Genomic DNA, 21,560 nt, shown 5'->3' with positions numbered 1-21,560 from the left:
GTGTCTCCCTGTTTGGATGAAGGATGGCCCGGGCGCGACTTGGCGCGCGCCTCGGGCCGGTATGCGTGCGTTAGCCTTCGTAGGCGTCCAGAAGCTGTTGACCGGTCTCGCCGGCCTCTTCCTTCCACGCTTCGAGCATCTGGGCGCCGATCTCTTGCAGGCCGGTCGTCAGTTCCTCGGACGGCTCGACCACGGTGATGCCGTTGTCTTTCAGGACCTGCGTCATCTCCTCGGCTTCGGATTTGCTCTTCTCCCAGCCGCGCGCCTCGGCGGCCTCCGCGGCTTCCAGCACGGCGGTCTGCGTGTCCTCGTCCAGACGGCGGAAGGACCGCTTGTTCACCACGACGATGTTCTTCGGAATCCACGCCTGGATGTCGGTGTAATGCGTCAGGAAATCCCACGCCTTGGAATTCACCCCGGTCGAGGGCGAGGTGATCATCGCCTCCACACGCCCGGTGCTGAACGCCTGCGGAATATCCGGCACTTCCACCTGCGTCGGCGCAGCGCCGGCCAGGTTCGCGAACTGCTCCAGCGTGGCGTTGTACGTGCGGAATTTCAGACCCGCCAAGTCATCGACCGACGTGATCTCCTTGGTGGTATACAGCCCCTGCGGCGGCCACGGCACGGCGTAAAGCGGCATCAGCCCCTGCTCGTCCAGCAGCTGCTTAATCACTTCTTCCTGCGCGGCCCACAGCGCCTGCGCCTCGTCATAGCTGGTGGCCAGGAAGGGCAGCGAATCCGCCCCGAAGACCGGGTTGTCGTTGGCCAGCAGCGACAGGAAGAACTCGCCTGCCGGCACTTGACCGCTGCGGACGGCCTTGCTGATCTCGGGGTGCTTGAACAGCGAGCCCGCGGAATGGACCTTGATCGCCAGGTCGCCGCCGGTCGCCTCTTCGACGTCCTTGGCGAACTCCGCGATGTTGACCGTGTGGAACGTGGCATCCGGATAGGGCGTCGGCATGTCCCACGTCTCGGCCTTGATCGGCAGGGCCAGCGCCGCCACGGCAACCGCCGCGCCACCCAATGTCTTCATCAGTGTCATCACATTTCTCCCTGTGAATTATTCAATGTCGGAATATTGACGATACGCTTGCAATTTGTCAACGTTTTGTCAAATCGGGTTTGCTATCGGCGAATGGCTTGGCCCACTCATGCAGCGGCAGGCCAGCCTACGCGGCCACCCTCAAAGCATTGTGCGACGGCTTTGAATGTGAAAAAGTCAATGAAATGCCAGCGTTTCGCCAAAGAAAGAAGGGCCGAAGAATGGAAAAATCCCAATCGGAAAACCGCCGTATCGTCTCCTCACGCCATCTGGCCGAGGGCGAAGGCTGGGAACTTTCCGAATTCGAATTCGGCCTGATCATCGCCTACAACGCGTTCTCCCGCTGGATGACTCGCTGCATGGCCGCCGCCGGACAGGGCGAGCTCAACCCGCTCGACATCCTGATTCTGCACAACACCAACCACCGCAACCGCGACAAGCGCCTGTCCGACATCTGCTTCCTGCTCAACATCGAGGACACGCACACCGTCAATTACGCGCTGCGAAAGCTGTCCAAGGCCGGTCTGATCGTGTCCGAAAAGCGCGGCAAGGAAGTGTTCTATCGCACATCGGACGCGGGCAGCGCGCTCTGCCAATCCTACCGCGACGTGCGCCGCCAATGCCTGCTGGACGCCTCCGGCGGCACCGGCCTGAGCGGCGAGGAACTGCGTGAAATTGCCCGCATCCTGCGCGGCCTTTCGGGCCAGTACGACCAGGCCAGCCGCGCGGCCGCCTCACTTTAGCACCCCTCGATTTTCCCGGGGGCGCGGCGCCCGACTCCACTGCCGCGCCCACCACAACTCGCGCTCACCCCTTTCACGAACCATCCGCTCGGAATGCGTGAGCGCGGAATGGAGCTTTGTCAGGTTGCCGGCTCGACCGGGCAAGCTGCAACAAGCCGCCTATACGCGTGATCAATCCACAATGCCGCCGCAGCTCGGCCCGCAGACCTCCAGGCTCCGGGGCGTAAGGACCTGCCTCCTCTGAAGTGTCGGCGTTGAACGCCCAATTCCGAAATCCTCGCCGGCTTCACCTCGGGTGCGCTCGCTGATCAGCGAAGTCTTGATAAGCGCGAAGCAAGGCGCTTATTCCTCGCGGAAGGCGCGCTCGAACTGATCCATGAGTGGCCTTGCAAAATAGGACGCGGCTGTTTGCTCTTGTGTCGAAAGGTAGATTTCTGCAGGCATTCCCGGCAACAGGACGAGGCCGTCCAGCCGGTTCATCTCTTCAGGCGGAATATCAACATTGCCGATGTAGAACGGCTCGCCGGTTGCGCTCGAAATAGTGGTCGCAGGTGATATCTGCGAAATCACGCCGAGGATCTCGGGCGTCGTACGATGGTTGAACGACGAAAAGCGAATGCGGGCACTCTGATCGAGATAAACCTGGTCAATCGAAGTGGTGGGCAATTGCACCTCTATCCGCAATTCTGCGGACGATGGAACAATCGTAGCCAGAACTTCCGCCGGCGTGATGACACCACCTTCGGTAAAGACCGACAACTCGTTGATGCGACCGGAAATCGGTGCACGTATCTCGGTCCGTGACAGCCGGTCCTGCACAGCTGTCAGCCTGTCGGACAATTCCTGTATGCGTGTTTCCACAATCGAGAGTTCCCGCTGCGCCTCGTTCCGGGCGACCTCGTCCACCGAGAGGATACGCATCTCGATTTCGCTAATACGGGAACCGGAGCGCGCGATATTCGCGTCGAGTTCACCAAGTTTGCCGCGCATCTGAACAAGCTCGCGTTTCGCCTCGTCAACGCGCGGCGTCTGGATCAAACCCTTCTCGAACAGGCTGACAACCCGATCATGGCTTTCCTCGACCAGCGCCAGTTCATCGACCAGGGCCGAACGCTGCGATTCCAGTGCCACAATCTCCTCTTCTACCTGCACGATGCTGAGTTCAAGTTGCTCGCGCTGGTTGGTGCGGTTCTTGATATTGCCGGCGTGCAGACGAAGTTCCCCTGACATCAACTCGCTTTGCTGCGGGTCCGCACTGGCGAAGCGCTCGGGGAAACGGATTTCTTCCTCGCCATCACGATCAGCAATCAGTCGGGCACGCCGCAGTTCGGCCTCGTCAAGCTGAACCGACAAGATCGACAGTTCCGCACGGGACTGTGCGTCGTCGAGACGAAACAGAACTTGTCCGGCCTCGACCTCATCGCCTTCGCGCACGAATATCTTCTCGACGATTCCGCCGTCGCGATGCTGAACCTGCTTCAGGTTCTGGTCCACCTTCACGGTGCCCATCGCGATCACCGCGCCGGTAAGGTTTGCGTTGAACGCCCATGCGCCGACGCCACCCAACAACCCGAACATCATGGTCACGCCCAGCACGATGCGTCCGCTGATCTTATCGAAGGCGGCGCTGCGATTTGTCTTTTCCGAATTGCGTTTGGCATCACTCATTTGAAGTTTCCCTCGCGTTCACTTTAACAGCCTTGTTCGACTATCAGAATCTGGTCTGTTTCAATTGTCAGTTCAAAGTCGACAATCCGGTCCCGGTCGAGGTCGACTTCGATAATCGTTCTGCGATACGTGTCAGTCCAATCGTGGCGAAAGGTCAGTTGAGGTTCAGCTGCGTTGACCTCTTCGGCGTAATCTTCCAGATCTTCCTCTATGCGCTCTTCCAGCGATCTCTGTGCTTGGCGGATCTCCCTGTGACTTGCACCCGAACCGATCCAAATGCGGTCGTCGTCATCGAAATCCGTGATCATGTAGGACGATGGCATAGAAGAGACCGTGTCGCCCTGCTGGAACTCATACGTGTCGGCACCACCGTTCCCGGACATGACGGCGTGCCCCTCACCGGCGACGAAATGGTCGCCAAAATTGCTACCCCTGTAATGCTCGAAGTCGTCAAAGCTGTCTTCGCCAACACTTTCGCCAGAAGCTTTTTTCACGATCAGGTCAAACTCGACTGCTTCGCTTGCCCCGGAATAATCCAATTGGTCGTGACCATCGCCACCAAGGTAGGTGTCGTCGGCGTCATCATCGTCGGCGATCACCCGGTCATTGCCGGCCCCACCCTCGACGGTATCGGCCCCGTCGCCACCGATCAGGATGTCATCGCCGTCGCCTCCGACAAGGCTGTCTTGGCCGTCCTCGCCCGACAGGACGTCATCACCGACGCCGCCATCAAGCCGGTCGGCACCTTCCCCGCCGAACAAAACGTCATCCCCAGCGTCCCCTGAAATATCGTCGTCGCCGGCTTCGCCAAGGATCAGATCGTCGCCGTCCTCACCGGAAAGCAGGTCATCGTCGGCGCCGCCCGAAACCACGTCGTCGCCCGCGCCGGCCAGTACGGTATCCTGCCCGGTGCCGCCAAGAATTTCGTCATGGCCATCGCCGCCGTGGATCTCATCATCCCCGGCGTCGCCATGGATCTCGTCGTCGCCGTCCTCGCCGGAAAGCAGGTCATCGTCGGCGCCGCCCGAAACCACGTCGTCCCCCGCGCCGGCCAGTACGGTATCCTGCCCGGTGCCGCCAATAATCTCGTCATGGCCATCGCCGCCGTGGATCTCATCATCCCCGGCATCGCCATGGATCTCGTCGTCGCCGTCATCGCCGGAAAGCAGGTCATCGTCGGCGCCGCCCGAAACCACGTCGTCACCCGCGCCGGCCAGTACGGTATCCTGCCCCATGCCGCCAATAATCTCGTCATGGCCATCGCCGCCGTGGATCTCATCATCCCCGGAATCTCCATGGATTTCGTCGTCACCGTCCTCGCCATAAAGATGATCGTCGCCGGCTCCACCGGAAATGAAATCGTTGCCGGCACCCCCTGCGATCTGGTCGTTCCCGTCGCCCCCGTACAGAAAGTCGTTTCCGTCACCCCCGGCAATCTGGTCGTCGCCAGAGCCACCATCAATCGTGTCATGTCCGCTCAGACCGATCAGATTGTCATCCGCGCCAAGCCCCGAGATGACGTCGCGACCAAGCGTACCTACGATCAGGTCATCGGCCCCGGTACCTTCAAATTCGTTCGCGACCACGTTCAGATAGGCGGTCTGCGCTATGGTTAAATCTCCGTCGGTAATCGTGTAACTAATTTCGACCTCGCCAAGATATTCCGTGTCTGCAAAATACCGCCAGCCCGCACCGTGTGGGGCAATATGTCCGATGACACCACCATCGATCGAAACGCTCATCGCATCACCATCGGGATCGATCGTTCCGGACAGGAAATACGACAAAGAGATCGCCAGAACAGCACCGCTACCGATATCCCCGAGTTGAACTGGACCTGTCGTGCGGGGGGCACGGTTGCGTTCCTGTTCCGTGGTGGTCTCGTCAGTGGTATCCTCCTCGGTCACGACACTGGCGTCCGGTTGCGGGCTACGAACCGCGGCTTGCGGCGAATGGCCTTCTGGTAGGTTCTTGAAGCTCTGAAACAGGCTGAACGGGGGCAGGATCGTATTTGCAGACGCGCTGGCCAGGTTGCTTACAAATAGCGAGCCGGAAGCGGGCTCGAGAAACATACTCACAAACCGGCCTTCAATCTCAGGATAAGGATGGACAGTGTCGGCTTCGCTTTCGTCGGATGCGTGCGCGTCGGCAGCGGGTTCGCCTTCTTCCTCCGCCGTCTTGGCCACCCCCACCTTGGAAGACTTGAGGTTTGATGCATTTTCCTCATCTGGATCAGTCACAGGCGTTTCCTCGCCGGGTGACTGGGCGGCTACCGGATCAGCCCACAAGAACGAACGCAGGTAGAGTCCCAGACCAAGCAGGCCACCAACCCAACCACTGAGCAGCTTGACCTGGTTGTTGGCCGGCAGTTCCAGACCCATCGGGTCGAACTTTTCCGATGGTTCCTCTTTGCTTGAACGAAAGCCTTTTACGTCAATCATGACCGGCCTCCTCTACTGGCCTCGCGAACATGCTCTCGCACTTCGCAGCCATCCTGATTCTGCGCCGGTTTCGGTTCTGCTTTCGCGGCAGGAGCGGTCTTCACGGACCTTTTCTTCTGCGCATCGGGAACGGGTTTCGGATTCAGTATTTCCTCTCGGGACCCGAAAGCAGTCAGCTTGCCACCTTGGACAACGCCGATCAGATCGCATGCCTGAAGTGCGGAGGGACGATGCGCGATCAGCACAACAATTCCGCCGCGGCTTTTCACGCCCTCGATTGCGGCGATGAGGGCCGCCTCGCCTTCAGGGTCCAGATGCGCATTTGGCTCGTCCAACACGACAAGGAACGGTGACTTGTACAACGCACGTGCAAGCCCCAGACGCTGACGTTGTCCACCCGAAATCGATGTGCCCATCGGCCCAAGGTAGGTACGGTAGCCTTCCGGCATCCGGACGATCATCTCATGTACGTTGGCGGCTTTCGCAGCTGCCACTATATGCGCGGCTTCCGGCGCTTCATCGAGACGCGCGATGTTGTCCTCTACAGTCGCGTCCAGCAGCGCCACATCTTGCGGCATGTATCCGACAAAAGCGCCCCGATCATCATCGCTCCATTGCGTAAGCTCCGCACTGTCCAGCCGTACCGACCCTCGCAAGGGCGACCAGATGCCAGTCAAGACGCGCGCCAGCGTCGTCTTTCCGCCTCCGCTGGGTCCAATAATGCCGATGGCCTGTCCGGCTTCCGCTTCGAACGATATGTCGCTCAGCAACACCATGCCGGTCGCCGGAGCCGCAACGGTTACGCCTTCCAGCTTCAGGTTGTACTTCGGAGCTGGCAGCGACATCGGCTTGGGTTCGCCTTCAAGAACGTCGATCGTTTTGCGCAGCCGTTTCCACGCAGTGCGTGCGGATTCCATGTTCTTGGCATTTCCGATTGCAAGATCGATCGGTGCCATGGCACGGGCTGCCGCAATAGTCGCCGCAATGATCGCACCAGCCGAAAGCTCACCCATGATCGTCAGAAAGGCGGCAAGCCCGAGAATCGAAGATTGCAGTAACATCCGAAGCACACGCGAAATCGCACTGTAGGTCCCCGAGATGTCGGTGGTGCGGGTCTGAAGCTCGAGATGTCGGTCATTCGCAGCCGAGAAGCGTGCAACCGCGCGAGAGGCGAAGCCCATAGCTTTCAACACCTCGCCATTGCGCGCGTTCGAGTCCGCAATCGCATTGCGTTCGATCGTCGCTGCAACGGTCGAGTTGCTCCAACTGCGTGTCCGCAGTTCGGCCGCTATCGCGAGCGAGGTCAGAACAAAGGCGCCAGCGATAGTCAGTGCGCCAAGATAAGGGTGCAGGAAATAAACGAACGCCAGGAAAACCGGCATCCACGGCAGGTCGAACAAGGCAATCGGTCCTTGGGATCCGAAAAACCCTCGCACCGTGTCCACGTCCCGGCCGCGTTCCAGCGCCTCGGACGTGGAATAGCCATGCCGTGGCATATCGATGACCAGCTGATGCGCCATGGGTGCAAGCCTGCGATCCAGCCTGGCGCCCATACGGACAAGGATCTGCGAGCGCAGAATGTCGAACACGCCCTGAAACAGGTACAACCCGATAGCCAGGGCCGAAATGGCAAGCAGCGTCGGAACACTACCGCTTACCAGGGCACGGTCGTAGATCTGAAGCATGTAAAAGGCACCGGTCAGTGCCAGGATATTGATGACGCCGGAAAGGACGAGCAGAAAAACAAACAGGCCCTTGACGCTTCCCAGCGCCTTGAAGGCTGCATTACCGGGCTTTTTCTTCGGCTGTGCCATAATGAATTCTCGCAACTTGAAATGATCGGGTCCGGGCGGGTCGGTCCGGGCAGGTACACAGCCTGTCCGGACCGGTTTTCGTAATTACGCGTCAGAGCTGGAAGTCATCCTGGTTCAGCTCATGACGTCCCCGGATGTTGATGCTGAAGTCAGCACCGTCATCGCCATCGATATTGCCCTGGACCACGGTCATCTCGCCGTCCGCACCTGTTTCGTGCGTTACAAGAAGCTGACCACTGCCGGTAAAGGCGCCGGACACGAGAGAGAACGTTCCGTTGCCCATGCCCGACCCGTTGGCATCGATCTGCGAAAGGTCGATCTTGTCACCGGGTTCGAACGACAGGATCGTATCGCCATCGGCGTCCGACGCAGACAGGAAGCGATAGACATCGTTGCCGACACCACCATCCATTTCGTTCTGCGCGCTGCCGGCAGTGATCACGTCGTCGCCGGAACCTCCAAGAAAGTTCTCGACACTCCAGAGCACGTCATTACCGGATTGATCACTGGAGGCATGACCGCGTCCCCCCGGGCCGCTTCCGAGGTCAACCGTCGCGTCCGCCGTGATCTGGGACATGTCCAGGGTATCCGTCCCGGAGTCGGCACCGACGTCGTCACCGTAGTAGACATCATCGCCGTCGCCCTGGGTTGCCTGGAACATATCGTTACCGTCGCCGCCAACGACAAAGTCGTTGCCGCTTCCGCCCTGGATGAAGTCGTCTTCACCCTCCCCGAAGAGCTTGTCATTGCCTTCGTCACCGAAGACCATGTCGCGACCGCCACCAGCGAGCACATTGTCATTGCCATCACCGGCAAAGATCATGTCGCGTCCACCCAGTCCGAGGATGTTGTCGCCTTCGTCGCCACCGAAAAGGGTGTCTCCGGCAGCGGTTCCGATGATATCACCTGATGCCGCAAGCGGCGGGGCGCCTACATCATCATCGTCATCCCCGGCCTCATCGTCGTCATCGTCATCACCGACGTCGTCATCTTCATCATCGTCGTCACCGGCATTGTCGTCGTCACCGCCGTTGTCGTCGTCACCGGAGTTGTTGTCATCATCACCGGCATTGTCGTCGTCATCGTCGGCGTTGTCGTCATCATTGCCGTTGTCTTCGTCGTCAACCGCAGCATCGAACAGGCTGTTGTCGATATCCGTAAGGCTCGTGTTGCGCGCGACAATGTTGGCGAATGTCGTATCTTCGCCGAAGGCATCGTAGAAGTCGAAGTCGTCAAACCGGTCAAGGTAGTAGAACCGGTCGCCCTCTTGAAGACGGTCAAGCTGTTCGTGCAGCACGACCCAGAAGGTCTGACCCACCATGCCACCGTTGATATGCTTCTCGGCAAGGCCGCCGGTCCACATATCCACCCGGTCGATCCCCTTGACGATCTTCGCACCGTTCTCCCCGTCCATCAGTACGATATCCGGGTTCACCGCGACGAAAGCAGCGATCTTCTCGGGCGTATCCAGCACCAGGTCAGGATAGGCCTCCATAAGATCCTCGATCATCTCGTCGCTCAAATCGTTACGCGCCTGGAAGTCGGCCCAGCTATCATAAGGTGACAGGTCTCCGGCCAGCCCCACCGCTTCGCTGACATACTTGTCCATCGAAGCCGCAAGCTGAGCGCGTACCTGGTTCAGCGTCCCAAGACCGACATCCCAACCGCGTGCCACGTTGAACGAGAACAGGTCCGCGTTGATCCGAACAAGGTCAGACCGGATCGCCTCCACGATCTTGAGGTCCACCTCTTCCGCCATCTGCGTGGAAGTCCCGCCAACGATCGATGAGACACCGAACTGGCTGTAACCCGGTTGCGGCACATATCCCGGAGGAAGCGGCCCCGTGAATACCGACGCATCATTGCTCGGGTTGAGGAAGGCATCGTACAGCGGCACCTGGATCGGCTCGCCATCGGGTCCCGTGACCTGAAGGTTCTCCCCGACCAGCGAGTGGCCGAAGCGGTACGCCGCGGCTGCGAACTCGTGGCTGATCCGGGCGTCCGCTTCGGGATTGTAGCCGTCCCAGCCATGCGTTCCGAAGTCGCCGTCAGGGTCGCGCAGACCACCAAGCAGCTTGTCCGCGAACTCCTGGAAGACCACCCGCGCATAGTCGCTCTCGTTGATCATCTTGGCGGCCTGGAAGATCTCCTCGGCGGAACCTTCATAGCCCTGAGCGATCAGGTTCTCGACATGGAAGTTGTGGTTCCGCGCCCAGATCGTGTGGACCGATGTCAGTGCGATATTCTCGTTCGCACGGCCATCGCCAGCGACCCGGTGATCAAGCAAGTTGATGTACGGGTTGGTATCCAGCAGCAGCGGCTGACCGGAACCCAGGAAGTTCGATGCAAGTGCTTGCACCCCTGCCGCGTCGATCTCGCCGGTGGTGTCGTCCACCAGATCCGGCATCATATCGCGAAGCGTTGCAGCTCCCCCCGGCAGACCCGCATCCTCAAAGATCGTTTCGGCCGCCCAGTGATGCTCGATCAGGTCACGCAGCGTCGGAAGCAGGGTGAATGCCGGATCCGACGGATCGGCCTCGCCTCCCAGGAGACGCATGCCAAACCCTTGTGCTCCATCACTTTCGCGCAGGAACTGACCAACCAACTCGTGGCTACCATAAGCCTGGTTCTGATCGACATAAGGCGACGTGTTGTTGATATGCTGCGGCACGCCGTTTTCGTCATACCCCGAGACGGCTGCCCGCGTCAGGTCGGCAGGGTTGTCGGATGTCGGGCTGCGTTCCGCCCCCGGTCCGCCGATTTCGATCGTGCCAAAGGCAGGGTCCTTCCCGATAAAATCGAGCCCGTGGTCGAAATACTGACCGAAGGCCATGAACAGCGTGCTCGCATTCATCGCGTTGGTTGGCGTACCCGCCTCCTGCTGCCCGAGGATGTTGGAAATATCCCGCGCATCCAGACCGTCGAAGATCGGGTTGATCGCCCGGTTTCCGTTTTCGTCCGGCTCGCCATAGCGGGCCTCGGTCAAGCGGATGAAAGGTTCGTTCGCCGCGCCGTATTCAGGATTGTCCTCATTGTTACCGGCGCCGCTCAGCGTTCTGACTCCGGCAGCACCCTCAGTGTCGTCATCGCCCTCGAATGCCGGGTCGCCATTGACGAGGTTCTTCAGGCCCTCAAGGTCTCGCGCACTCAGAGCGAAAGAGCCGTCGGCCACATCGTCATCAAGCTCCATGTCGCTTCCGATGGCCGGCATCCCTGACGCACCATCGAAGGTAACGCTCGATCCGCCACGGCTGACAGTGACCATGCCGTTGCTGTCGGTGGTGACCTCTGGGTCGCCGATGCCAGGCAGCTCGATCACGTCCTGCGGGCGCAGGGCGCCGATGATCGTATCGTTGCCGCCTTCGCCGCGGAACACGATCCGGTGTCCCGATGTCAGCGCCGTGATGTCGATCGTATCGTCGCCGGAAGTGCCGTTGACGGTGATCGTGCTGAAGTTGAGGCTCGTCGGGTCGAAATTGCCAACGATGTTGACCGTATCGCCACCTACAGCGCCGCCATCGGGCACTCCGTTTCCGTTGTTGGCCGACACGTTCAGCGTATCGATCTCGATTTCCTCGATGTTGTCGAGCTCCGCCACGATGGTGGTGGTCGCACCGACAGTGCGGGTGATGACGATCTCGGTCGAGGCCTGGATGACCGTACCAAGGCTTGCCGCGAGCCCCGCATTCTGACCGCCCGACATGGCGTAGACAGTGAAGGTTTCAGCTTCGGCATTGCCCTGCAGGCGATAGGTGTCCGTGCCACCGCCACCATCGACGACGTCGCGTCCGTCGGTCGATGCCTGGATGATGGTATCGGTGCCGCCACCGGCAAGGATAATGTCGTTGTCCGCCCCGCCGTTCAACACGTCGTTGCCGCCGCCGCCGTCGAGCAGGTCGAAGCCGGCACCGCCGTTCAGCACGTCGTTGCCGCCGTTTCCGTACAGGAGGTCGTCGCCGCCATTGCCGTTGAGAGTGTCATTACCGCCGAAAGTACCAAAGATGCCCAAGTTAATTGGTGTCACGCCGTTCAGCACGTCGTTTCCGTCACCGCCGTCCAGCGTGTTATTTTGGAACGGTGCGCCATTCAGCGTCACGCCGGGGTTCTCTTCCACCGCGAGGGTCGGTTCGGAATAGACGGTTTCGAGCGTGCCGCCGCCATCGACGAAGCTCACCTCGACCCTCAGTTGGCGACCGATCTCGCTGATGTCGCCGAAAAACTCCTGAATGGGGTTCGGATCGTTCGGTGTGAACGTCGCTTCATCCGCACCGGGGATATCGGTCCAGACACCATCGTTGAGATACTGCCACTGGTAGTTGAACGTACCCAGACCATTTGCGTCCGCGATGCCGCTCACATCCACCGTCAGCACCTGACCCTCGACCGGAGACACCTGGCCATTGGTCGGCGTCGGATCATTGATGACGGGCATGCCTGTCGCCGGCTGCGGAGCCAGGATATCGCCATCGGCAAAGCGCAACACCTCGATGTTGTGCAGGGTATCCGTGCCGTCATCGATCAGGATGTCGGGATTGGTGCCGAACCCGGTGTGTTCAACGCGGATCATGCCGTCGCCCAGATCGGTGATCGTGTACTGATCCCGGTTGTCGTTGAAGACCGCGACGTCGATGTCGCCTTCTTGTCCACCATCCAGGATTTCGCGCTGGATATGCATCTGGCCGGGCGCAATCGTACGCGAAACCAGCAATTCGAACATGCTCTGACCGACCCAGTCGGGATCCACCCCGTCTTCCTCAGTAAAGACGTGTGTCAGGCTGTCGACCGTGGCGATTTCGTTTCCGGCCGTGTTTTCATCGTTCGGATCACCGGTAATCCGGATCCGGACGTTGAGCCAGCGGTCGCCATCTATGATGTCGTCGCCTCCGTTGCCGGTGATAAGGTCCGACCCTCCGCCGCCCAACAGGATGTTGCCCTCTTCCCAGAACTCCTCTCCGTTGAGGATCTCGACCAGCTCCGCCAGCCCTTCGATCCTGTCGATGCCTTCCTGGTTCAGACCATCGTTGAACAACTCGTTTTCGTTGCCTTCTCCTGCTCCGGGCGCCACGCGATCGTCCCCTATCAGCGTGTCGTCCATGTCCCAGCCGGACAGGCCTTCGACCTTGTCGAAACGATTGCGCAGAATGTCCTGCTCATCGGTGGTGAAGATCTTGATGCGCATGTCGGCATACGCGTCGGTCTCCACCCCTTTGAACGAGACCCAGTCGAAACCGAACATGCCCTCGTTACGCATCACGCTCTCGCCCTGAACCATGATGTCGTCGCCGGATTCAGCGTCGAAATCATGTTCATCCGAGCCCGCGAACATCACGTCATGGCCGATGATCTTGCTGTTGAAGAACAGTTCGGAGTTGTCGCCGGCCGTCACGTCGAAACCGCCACCGGCCTCCATCCAGTCGTCACCTTCGTTGCCCAGCAGGAAATCGGCGCCATCGCCGCCCAGAATAAAGTCGTCACCGGTTCCACCGAAGACTTCGGAGGCATCGACGCCGAGGAAGATGGCATCCTTGCCGCCACCGCCCATGAGCACGTCTGCACCGTTTGCAGACCCCATGACGTCGTCACCGCCTTCACCCTTGAGGAAGTCCCCTTCGTCGCCATCATCCAGAATGATGTCGTTGCCGCCACCGCCGTTGACGAGGTCGACGCCAAAGCCGGACTGGATGAAGTCATCCCCGTCGTCGCCCCAGATACCGTCATCGCCATCCGACGTAATGATCGTGTCGTTGCCGTTCGTGCCGCCAACCGCAAGGTGCTCGCCACCGGTGACGCGAATGTAGTTCGTTTCAACCTCGGCAGTGGTCGGATCATCGCGGACGACCTTACCCATTCCGAGACCTTCGAGAACCGGATCGTTTCCAACCGGGTCGTCGATCAGCTGGTTGGCCTGGTTGACCTCCAGAACGAAGTCGTACTTCGCGAACGAGTCGACGCCGATATGGTGATTGATGACATCATCCTCTGTGCCACGGATACCGTCTGCACCGGGATCCGACAGGCTGGTATTGGCCAGGAGCATTTTCGAGAAGGAGTTTTCTTCGAGCTCGTTGAGGAAGTTCTGACCTTGTGTCCGGCTCAGATAGTAGAAGCGGTCGCCGTCTTGCAGCGCTTCCATCTGCGCCTCGAAGACGGCGGTGAACGTCGAACCCAGCATGCCACCAAAGGGCATGATGCGCTCTGCCAAGCCACCGACCCAGAGGTCGATGTCGTTGAGGCCGGTCGTGGCAGCATCTCCCAGCAGGAAGTTGAAGCGTTCCTGGTCCGTCATCGTATCGCTGCCGAACACAAGCTCGAACGCCGCTTCGCGTTTTTCGTCAAGCGTGGTCGCATCAAGTATCGTCTGGTGCGTCCCGTAGGCCGCAAGCAGGTTCACGATCGTGGTCGGAGTCTTGAGATTGGTCGCCAGTTCAACCCAGTTTTCATAGGGTTTCAGCCAAACGGAATTTGTCTGTTGATACAGCTCCGCCCGCGCCTCGTTGAAGGTCGGGATACCCGTGTCGCGGCCCCGTGCGATGTTGATCGCAGCGAGGTCGAGCGGCAGGCCAAGTAGGTTGCTGCGCAGGGCAGGCACGACGAACTCGTCGATCTGGCTTCCGCGTTCGGTTGTCATGCCGAGGATGACGGCCGCCGAGGCCTCGTCCGCGGTCATCGCACCGTCATTGTCGAATGCAACCGGATTGAGGAAGGCGGCGATCAGACCCATGTTGTCGGTCGTGATATCGCCGGTTTCGCTATCGACCATCACACGCGGCATGTTTTCGGTCAGCATCGAGTGGCCAAAGCGGTAGACCACGTTGGCGAACTCGGCAAAGATCGAGGGGTTGATATCCGTCACTGCGTTAAAGACGAACGGGTCGATATTCGGATGGATCTTGCGCCCGAACTCCTCGAACACCAGGTGCTGGTACTGCATTTCCGTCGCAAAGCGCCCGGCTTGGAAGAGGCGCTCACCGTCCCAGGTCAATAACGTGGGATCTGTCGGGATCTCAGCGTCCGGCGCCAGATCCTCCAGCAGCCATTCGTTGATGAAGTCGATATCGCCCGAGGCCAGGATGGTCAGCTTCTGCGCCTCCACCTGGCGGTTGTGTTCCGAGTGGAACACGTGGTGAACCGCGGTCAGGCCGATGTTCTCGTTACCGCGCCCGTCGCCGGTGATGAAGTGGCGGTCCAGTAATTCATTGTCATACTTGCCCTCCGTGCTCTCGCTGTCGGACAGGCCAATCGCGTCGTCGTTGTCGGCAACCTTCAGCATCCCGGTTTGCGAGTCGAACGGGTTCGCCGCATGCGCGATATCGTCAAGGAACGCGTGTCCGATCCGGACCGCGCCAGCCACCCCCGCCGTGAACGTGTTGACCGGGTTGTCCAGATCGCCTTCGACAACATCGTCGTCATCCGTGTTCGGAATACCGTCCGGGCCAATACCGGTCACGATGAGTGGTAGCCCATTATCGCCCCGCACGAACTCGCCATAGGCATCCGTCCGCAGCAGCGGAATGTTGAGAACGTCGCCATCGGTCAGCTCGATCCCGAGCATGTCACGCGCCTGCGCCTTGATTTCCGCCCAGGTCGGCAGGCCGCCGTTCGCACCGTCCAGGAGGTGGCCGGTTGCCACCGGCTCGCCGTTTGAATCGAACGCGTATTCGCGCAGGAACACCTGGTGCGAGGCATGAGACGTATAGGTCTGGTTCTGGTCGACGAAGGGCGTCGTCGTGTTCTCGCCTTCGTGATCCGTGTCATCGGCCGTGCCCAGGATACCGTCCGGGCCGGGGCCTTCGGTCGGCGTCGACCGGGTTACCGCCATGAACCTCAGATGCGTCGGAAGGTCGTCGCCAAGGGCCTGACCCATCGCGCCGATGCCATCGTTGACGCCATTGGCCCCCACGACCAGCGGATCGTCCGGCTGAAGCGGAATGTAGATCGTCCCGTTGTCACCCTTGGTGATAAGGTCCAGCCCGTGGTCGAAGAACTGGCCGAAGAACGTCATCCAGGCGTTGAAGGGCGCGGATATGCCGTCATCGGGCGCAATGTTGGGAAGCGTTGCCAGATCGACGTTGTCGATCTCGATCTCGTTGCCAAAACGGGCCGTCAGCGAAACATTGTCCACCAACACCTGTGGAGCGCCGCCGCCATGTTCAACCTCGATGCGCAAGGTCTGACCCTCAAGGCCCGCGGGGATGGGGCCTGCCTCCAGCATCACATCTTCCCACTGCCCGTTGGCAGGCTCCGGGAATGCGACGGACGACAGAACCGTGGTCGCACCGCCTGCATCAACGGCAACAAGACGCGCGGTGCCACCCGACCAAACCATGTCAGACCGATCGCCAACGCTCAGGCTCAGCCCATAGCTCGCACCCTCGGTCAGAACGCCAGTGTCCTGAGACAGGACTGCACCGTCTTCGAGCCAAACTACGTTCGGGCCCGAATGCCCCGCCGAAGCCGATACGCCGTCGACCGGCGCCCACAAGCCGCTCTGCCCACCGGTGACCGTCCAACCAGAGGGCGGTGTCGGCGTCCAATTGCCAAGCGCAGTCACGTGCACGCCCGGCCCGCCATTGACGATTACCTGATCCTCGAAGCTCGCATTGAGAATTTCTACGGGGTTCGGCCCTTGGCCCGGACGGAGCGGGATCGCGTCTTCGCCATAGCGCTCATGGAAAGCGGCCAGTGCTGCGTCGTTGGCGAACCACGCCTCGACCGCGGCCGGGTTGTCGACGGTCTGGCTCACCACCAGGTTCGAAATGATCCGCGGGTCCGCGTCGGCTACGTTGCCGGTATGCCCGCCATTCACGCTCATGTCGCCCGTCGGCGCGCCGATCACTCCGTAGTCGGTGTTCGTGACGGCCGGTCCACCCGGAGGCCCGAACGGCATCGTGTCGCCATCCATATCGTCGCGGAAATTCGGGCTGAGCATCCGGGGCATGGCCGTGTCCGCCGCGCCCCAGGTTTCCCGCCCTTCGATCAGGTTGTTCAGCGTCCCATCGACAGTGCGAAGCCCTCCGGGCACGAGCGGATGCGACAACGCGAGCACAGCGCCTTCCGTTCCTTCAGGCACGACGTTGCCATCAGCATCGACGTAGATTTCCGTGAGCGGTGTGCCCGCGGCATGCGCTTCCGCGATTTTGACCTGACGAATGAAGAACTCCAGATCCGCGACATTCAGTTTGACAGCCATTTCAGATTCCCCCGCTGGGCTCGCAGCAGCATCTGCGCGAGCAATTAAATTAAATTTGTCAAAGTCTTAGGCCCCGCTCTCCCGACTGAGAAAAGCAGCGTCGCTCTGTAGAAAAAGCAGAGACCCCCAATTGCCCGATTACGGTCTCACTTCTGCCAAATTTCCGCCATGGGCAGAGGTCCGCCGTATCTCGACTGCAAAAGGCTGAAGAAAAAGTCAGACCAAGGATCGCGGAATTTTCAGACCAAAGGCCGAGACGACATGCGGACCAAAGCCCATACCGCGAAACCATCCAGTGTGATTAAGATGTTATTAATTCCCCGTTAATAATAGTTAATTTTAGGTTAGGACTAAATCGTCAGCCAGGCAGTGCAGATGGCGTTTGCGCATCTTCAAAGCGCACCGACCCGACGTGCCTGTCTGCGCCAGCAGACAAAAACATGTTCCAGAAAAAGAGCCCCACGCCGAATCGCGAACCCGAGTCGCTCCAATCAGCCGAATCGCCGGAGGCCACGTCCAGACGGTTCATCCTCGCACCCAGCCCCCTGGCAACGGTCTTTACCTTGATCGTACTCGTGGTCATGTTCTCGCTCGGCTCCTTCGTGATCTGCGAGTATCGCTCTCTGCAACTTCAATCGCAGGGTCGCGTTGGAAGCGCCTATATCGAGAATGTTCTTGTACCATTGGCTTTGGGAGCTCCCGAAAATAGCGAGAGGGCCGACACCGGCGCAGAACAGATATTCAGCAATGTACCTTTCGAGAAAACAGATTTCGTTATGCGTATATGGAGCCTTGACGGAAACCTTCTCCACTCGACGCTGGCCGACGACTCTCCCCAGCATCACGACGAAGATGATCTTCAAGTGGCGTCGGAAGGGGATTTCATCGTGGATCTGGAAACGTCAGGCACAATCGAAACGAATTTCCCCCTCGCCCACCCCTTTCTTGAGGTATACGCACCGATCCAAGATCCCAATACGGACAACGTGATTGCCGTCGGAGAGATATATCTGGACGCCGCGAAGATCTTGCAGGAGCGCAACTTTGTTGAGCGCATGGTTTGGGCTGCCGTAGCACTTGTGACCATTGGCATGCTTGGAATGCTTGCCTTGACGTTCAGTCAAAGCGCTCGATTGGAACTAAGGCTCGAACGCGAGCGCGAGATAACCAAGCAGAACGACCAGCTACGCCGCGACGCCAACCAGGCGCGGCTGGATGCGGCTCAAGCCAACGAACAGGTCTTGAACGTCGTCGGGGCCGAGTTGCATGACGGTCCAATTCAGATCCTCGGACTTGTCTCGCTGATGCAGGGCAAAGATGGCGACAAGGAGATGCCAGACGGAAAAAGCGCAGGCGACTTGGTCCATCAAGTCATGACGGAATTGCGATCCATTTCCGCCGGTCTGATCCTACCCGAATTGGAGGGCTTGAACACCGAAGGCGTCGTCGGGCTGGCCGTCGATCGCCACAAAGCACTTATGCCGGGCGATGTCGAAACCGATGTGGAAAAGCCGCTTGATGATCTGGATCTTGCGCGAAAGATCTGTCTCTACCGCGTCATCTGCGAAGGCCTTGGCAACGCGGTACGCCACGGCCATGGCATCCCTCCACGTGTAACGGTCCGCCAAGCAGGTTCCGCTTTGCACATCTCCATTCTGGGAGGTCATTCGAAATCCGCACGGTCAATTCGCCCGGGCACCCCTTGGCACCTCGGACTACAAGGCATGCGCCGTCGGCTCGACGCATTCGAAGGAAAAGTCGACCTGCAAATCCTGGACAACTCGTCCGAGCTTCAGGTGGTTTTGCCCGTGCGATCCTCGAACGAAGAAATCGAACTGCCCCTCAGTTAAGCTGCGACGCACCGCCCAACAACTCTCCGCTGTTGTGAAGTTGCTGCGCGGCCAACACGACTTCGACCCTGTTTCGAACGTTCAGCTTCTGGATCAGTACGGACATGTAGTGCTTTACGGTCTTCTCTTGCAAAGTGAGCGCTTCGGCTATTTCACGGTTCGTACATCCCTGCAGCAAGAGACGAAGAACATCTTCCTCGCGCTTGCTGAACCTGACCCGGGGCACCAACCGCGAGCGTGCTTTCTGGCGCAGGCCGGCAATGACGGTGGCCGAAACGCTCGGCGACAGATACGTTTCGCCCACTTGCACCTGCCGGATCGCCTCGGACAGTTCATCCAGGCTGCTTCCCTTGAGCACGTAGCCGAGCACGCCGGCCTCAAGTGCTGCAATTGCCGTGTCCTTGCTACTTGACGCCGTGAAGGCCACCATCTTGGTTTCAGGAAAATTGTTCGCGACCTTGACGATGGCCTGGACAACGTCGCCTGGCATGTTGAGGTCCAAGACTATTACGTCCGGTTTAATGGATTGAGCAATTTCAACAACGTCTGCCGAGGCACTTCCGGATGCCACAACGGAAAATTCGCCCAATTCTTTGAAAAGATGACAAATCCCTGAAAGCATAATTGGATGATCGTCAACAAAAGCAACGGTAATAATGGACATGTCAGTACGCCTACTCCTAAGTGCGTATGCAAGCTATGGCCTTTGAATCAGCTTAAAAAAACTGAACGTGGGAAACTAAGAAAATGAAAAACAACCCTATGAAATAACTGTGAACGGGTCTTAACATTTATTAATCGGCATTTCAATGCTCATGAGAATTTTAAGTATTGACATATTGTTTTTAGATCTTTTCGCAAAATTCAACTATTAGGTGTTTCGCTCATCGGCCGATAGACACGCCAGGGTATTGAGCGAGGATCGATGGATCGCGCATGCCATCTGCCCGGGCAAACGCCAACTTAAGGCCCCCGACTTGCGCAGCGTTTTTTACCTGATAATAGCGCAATTACCGCTTCGCCGAGTAGATCTTCATGAGGTCTGACCTGCCTCCGCAGATGTCCCGTTCCGATGTGGATTTGCACAACCTATTGCTGTGCTGCCCCGAACTTCAGGCTCTCGTTTCAAGTGAGGGACCATTGAGGCGGCCAGGTCCGGATGTGGTCCGTTCCAAAGAAGAAAAGTTTCTCGTTCGCTTTGCCGAACGACTGATCCAGCGCAGAGAAATTGATGGTCAGGAGATCGAGGCTATCGAAGAGGGCGTAGGAGCAATGGCTCACTGATACGCTCAGGCTCACACCTTGCTACAAGAGAATCGCGCCTCCACTCGGTAGGCTGAAATATGTCATTAACGAAAGGCGGTAGAGAAACGGAAAAAGTAATGTTCGCGCGGAGAAAACACACAGAAGAACAATGGGGGCCAAGCGGTAACAGGCTGTCATAAATTGGAAAATTTGGTAGCGGAGGAGGCTACGAAACTACTGTTTCACGCCGTTCCAATACACCCCATAATATTCTTTAATTACAGGGCTTATTGAATGCGCTTGTCTCAAGCTGTCCCAGAGAATTTCATTTAATCCCACACTTTTTGATGGTATAAATGATGGTAAGCAAATGTGGGGACAGCGATGGGGAAACTAACCACCAAAAAGGTTTCCAGCCTTAAAGATGCGGGAATGTACGGCGACGGAGACGGACTTTACCTGCGCATCGGAGAGTACGGCGGGAAGTCATGGATCCTTCGTACGGTCGTTCAGGGCAAAAGGCGTGACCTGGGTATAGGCTCAGTCAAAACTGTTGGCTTGGCGGAGGCCCGTGACGAGGCGCGCGAGATGCGGAAAATTGCCCGCAAGGGCGGTGACCCAATCGAAGAGCGAAAACGTGTGAGCGTTACATTCGAGGAAGCCGCGCGCAAGGTACACTCCGAGCTTAGGAAGTCATGGCGCAGCGAGGACCATGCAATCAGGTGGATTTCGTCACTTGATCGATACGTCTTCCCCGAATTTGGATCCAAGCCAATCCATCAACTCGACAGTTCGCATGTTCTCAAAGTCCTCTCGCCGATATGGACGGAAAAGAACGAGACAGCTTCCAAGGTGAAGCAACGCATCGCGACCGTGTTTGACTGGGCGAAAAGTGCAATGCTGTATCCGAATGAGAACCCCGTTAATGGCGTGACCAGGGCGCTGCCGACCGTAAAGCATCGACCTCAGCACATGGCAGCGCTGCCTTGGTCTGAAACACCTGACTTTATGCGTGAACTGAAAAAGCGTGAGGGCACTTCGGCACGTTGCCTGGAATTCATCATTCTGACCGCTGCCCGCTCTGGTGAAGCCAGGGGAGCACGCTGGTCTGAGATCAGCGGTGGCGTTTGGACTGTACCCGCCGAAAGAATGAAGACTAACGAGAAGCACCGTGTTCCGCTTTCGCCTGCGGCCCTTGCGACCTTGGAGAAGGTTAAGGGACTGGATGACGAGTTGGTATTTCCCAGTCCTTATCGTGGTCCGAACGGAAATCGGCCTCTTTCCGGCACCGTGTTTGCCGCCCTGTACAAACGAATGAAAATGAAGGGACTGACCACTCATGGGTTTCGGTCCACGTTTAGGGACTGGTGCAGGGAAAACCAAATCGCCGATAGGGAGATTGCTGAAATTGCGTTGTCTCACAAGGTCGGTGACGCGGTAGAGCGTGCCTATGCTCGGTCTGACCTTTTCCTTCTACGTCTGCAATTGATGACCCGTTGGGCTGACCACGCAACCGGCAAGAACATCAGTAAAGCGATGAATTATGCCTAACTTTCCGAAATTTTAA

The 21,560-nt window shown here is 58.7% G+C and carries 10 protein-coding genes; 4 read left to right on the top strand and 6 right to left on the bottom strand.

The genetic code is table 11. The features are described from left to right. Positions 1-70 precede the first annotated feature (70 nt). Entirely contained in the window at positions 71-1,042 is a 972-nt protein-coding gene (locus C2I35_RS11475; RefSeq protein WP_103763185.1) for a TRAP transporter substrate-binding protein, read from the bottom strand. 221 nt (positions 1,043-1,263) lie between these two features. On the opposite strand from C2I35_RS11475, the gene C2I35_RS11470 reads away from it, so the two are divergent. Further along, positions 1,264-1,785, top strand: coding sequence for a winged helix DNA-binding protein (locus tag C2I35_RS11470; protein ID WP_103763184.1), 522 nt, complete (start codon positions 1,264-1,266; stop codon positions 1,783-1,785). 342 nt (positions 1,786-2,127) lie between these two features. Here the strand turns inward: C2I35_RS11470 and C2I35_RS11465 are convergent, their stop codons facing one another. From C2I35_RS11465 to C2I35_RS22625, 4 genes are all read right to left on the bottom strand, one after another. Continuing rightward, positions 2,128-3,453, bottom strand: coding sequence for an HlyD family type I secretion periplasmic adaptor subunit (locus tag C2I35_RS11465; protein WP_103763183.1), 1,326 nt, complete (start codon positions 3,451-3,453; stop codon positions 2,128-2,130). A 23-nt stretch (positions 3,454-3,476) separates the two neighbouring features. Further along, positions 3,477-5,894, bottom strand: a complete 2,418-nt coding sequence (locus C2I35_RS11460) for a calcium-binding protein (protein ID WP_103763182.1) — start codon at positions 5,892-5,894, stop codon at positions 3,477-3,479. Further along, a complete protein-coding gene (locus C2I35_RS11455; RefSeq protein ID WP_103763181.1) occupies positions 5,891-7,708 on the bottom strand; it encodes a type I secretion system permease/ATPase in 1,818 nt (605 codons plus the stop codon). Before C2I35_RS11455 ends, C2I35_RS11460 begins: the two co-directional genes overlap by 4 nt. Before the next feature lie 91 nt (positions 7,709-7,799). Then, entirely contained in the window at positions 7,800-16,898 is a 9,099-nt protein-coding gene (locus tag C2I35_RS22625) for a peroxidase family protein (RefSeq protein WP_211286136.1), read from the bottom strand. 440 nt (positions 16,899-17,338) lie between these two features. Here C2I35_RS22625 and C2I35_RS11445 point away from each other — a divergent pair, with 440 nt between their 5' ends. Beyond that, entirely contained in the window at positions 17,339-18,748 is a 1,410-nt protein-coding gene (locus C2I35_RS11445) for a sensor histidine kinase (protein ID WP_103763180.1), read from the top strand. On the opposite strand, the gene C2I35_RS11440 is transcribed toward C2I35_RS11445, so the two are convergent. Beyond that, positions 18,741-19,412 (bottom strand): LuxR C-terminal-related transcriptional regulator, encoded by a 672-nt coding sequence (locus tag C2I35_RS11440; RefSeq protein WP_103763179.1) that lies wholly within the window; start codon positions 19,410-19,412, stop codon positions 18,741-18,743. The genes C2I35_RS11445 and C2I35_RS11440 overlap by 8 nt on opposite strands. Positions 19,413-19,783: 371 nt before the next feature. On the opposite strand from C2I35_RS11440, the gene C2I35_RS21890 reads away from it, so the two are divergent. Both C2I35_RS21890 and C2I35_RS11435 read left to right on the top strand, forming a co-directional pair. Next, positions 19,784-20,032 (top strand): hypothetical protein, encoded by a 249-nt coding sequence (locus tag C2I35_RS21890; RefSeq protein ID WP_146050022.1) that lies wholly within the window; start codon positions 19,784-19,786, stop codon positions 20,030-20,032. 345 nt (positions 20,033-20,377) lie between these two features. Continuing rightward, the gene (locus tag C2I35_RS11435; protein WP_103763178.1) at positions 20,378-21,544 is read left to right on the top strand and encodes a tyrosine-type recombinase/integrase; all 1,167 of its coding nucleotides are present in this window, start codon (positions 20,378-20,380) and stop codon (positions 21,542-21,544) included. Positions 21,545-21,560: the final 16 nt, after the last annotated feature.

It is taken from the genome of Roseovarius confluentis (genome assembly GCF_002917925.1).
In the GTDB taxonomy this organism is placed as follows: Bacteria; Pseudomonadota; Alphaproteobacteria; order Rhodobacterales; family Rhodobacteraceae; genus Roseovarius; species Roseovarius confluentis.
The sequence above is the reverse complement of the archived record's forward strand: the minus strand, read 5'-3'. Positions and strand labels throughout refer to the sequence as shown.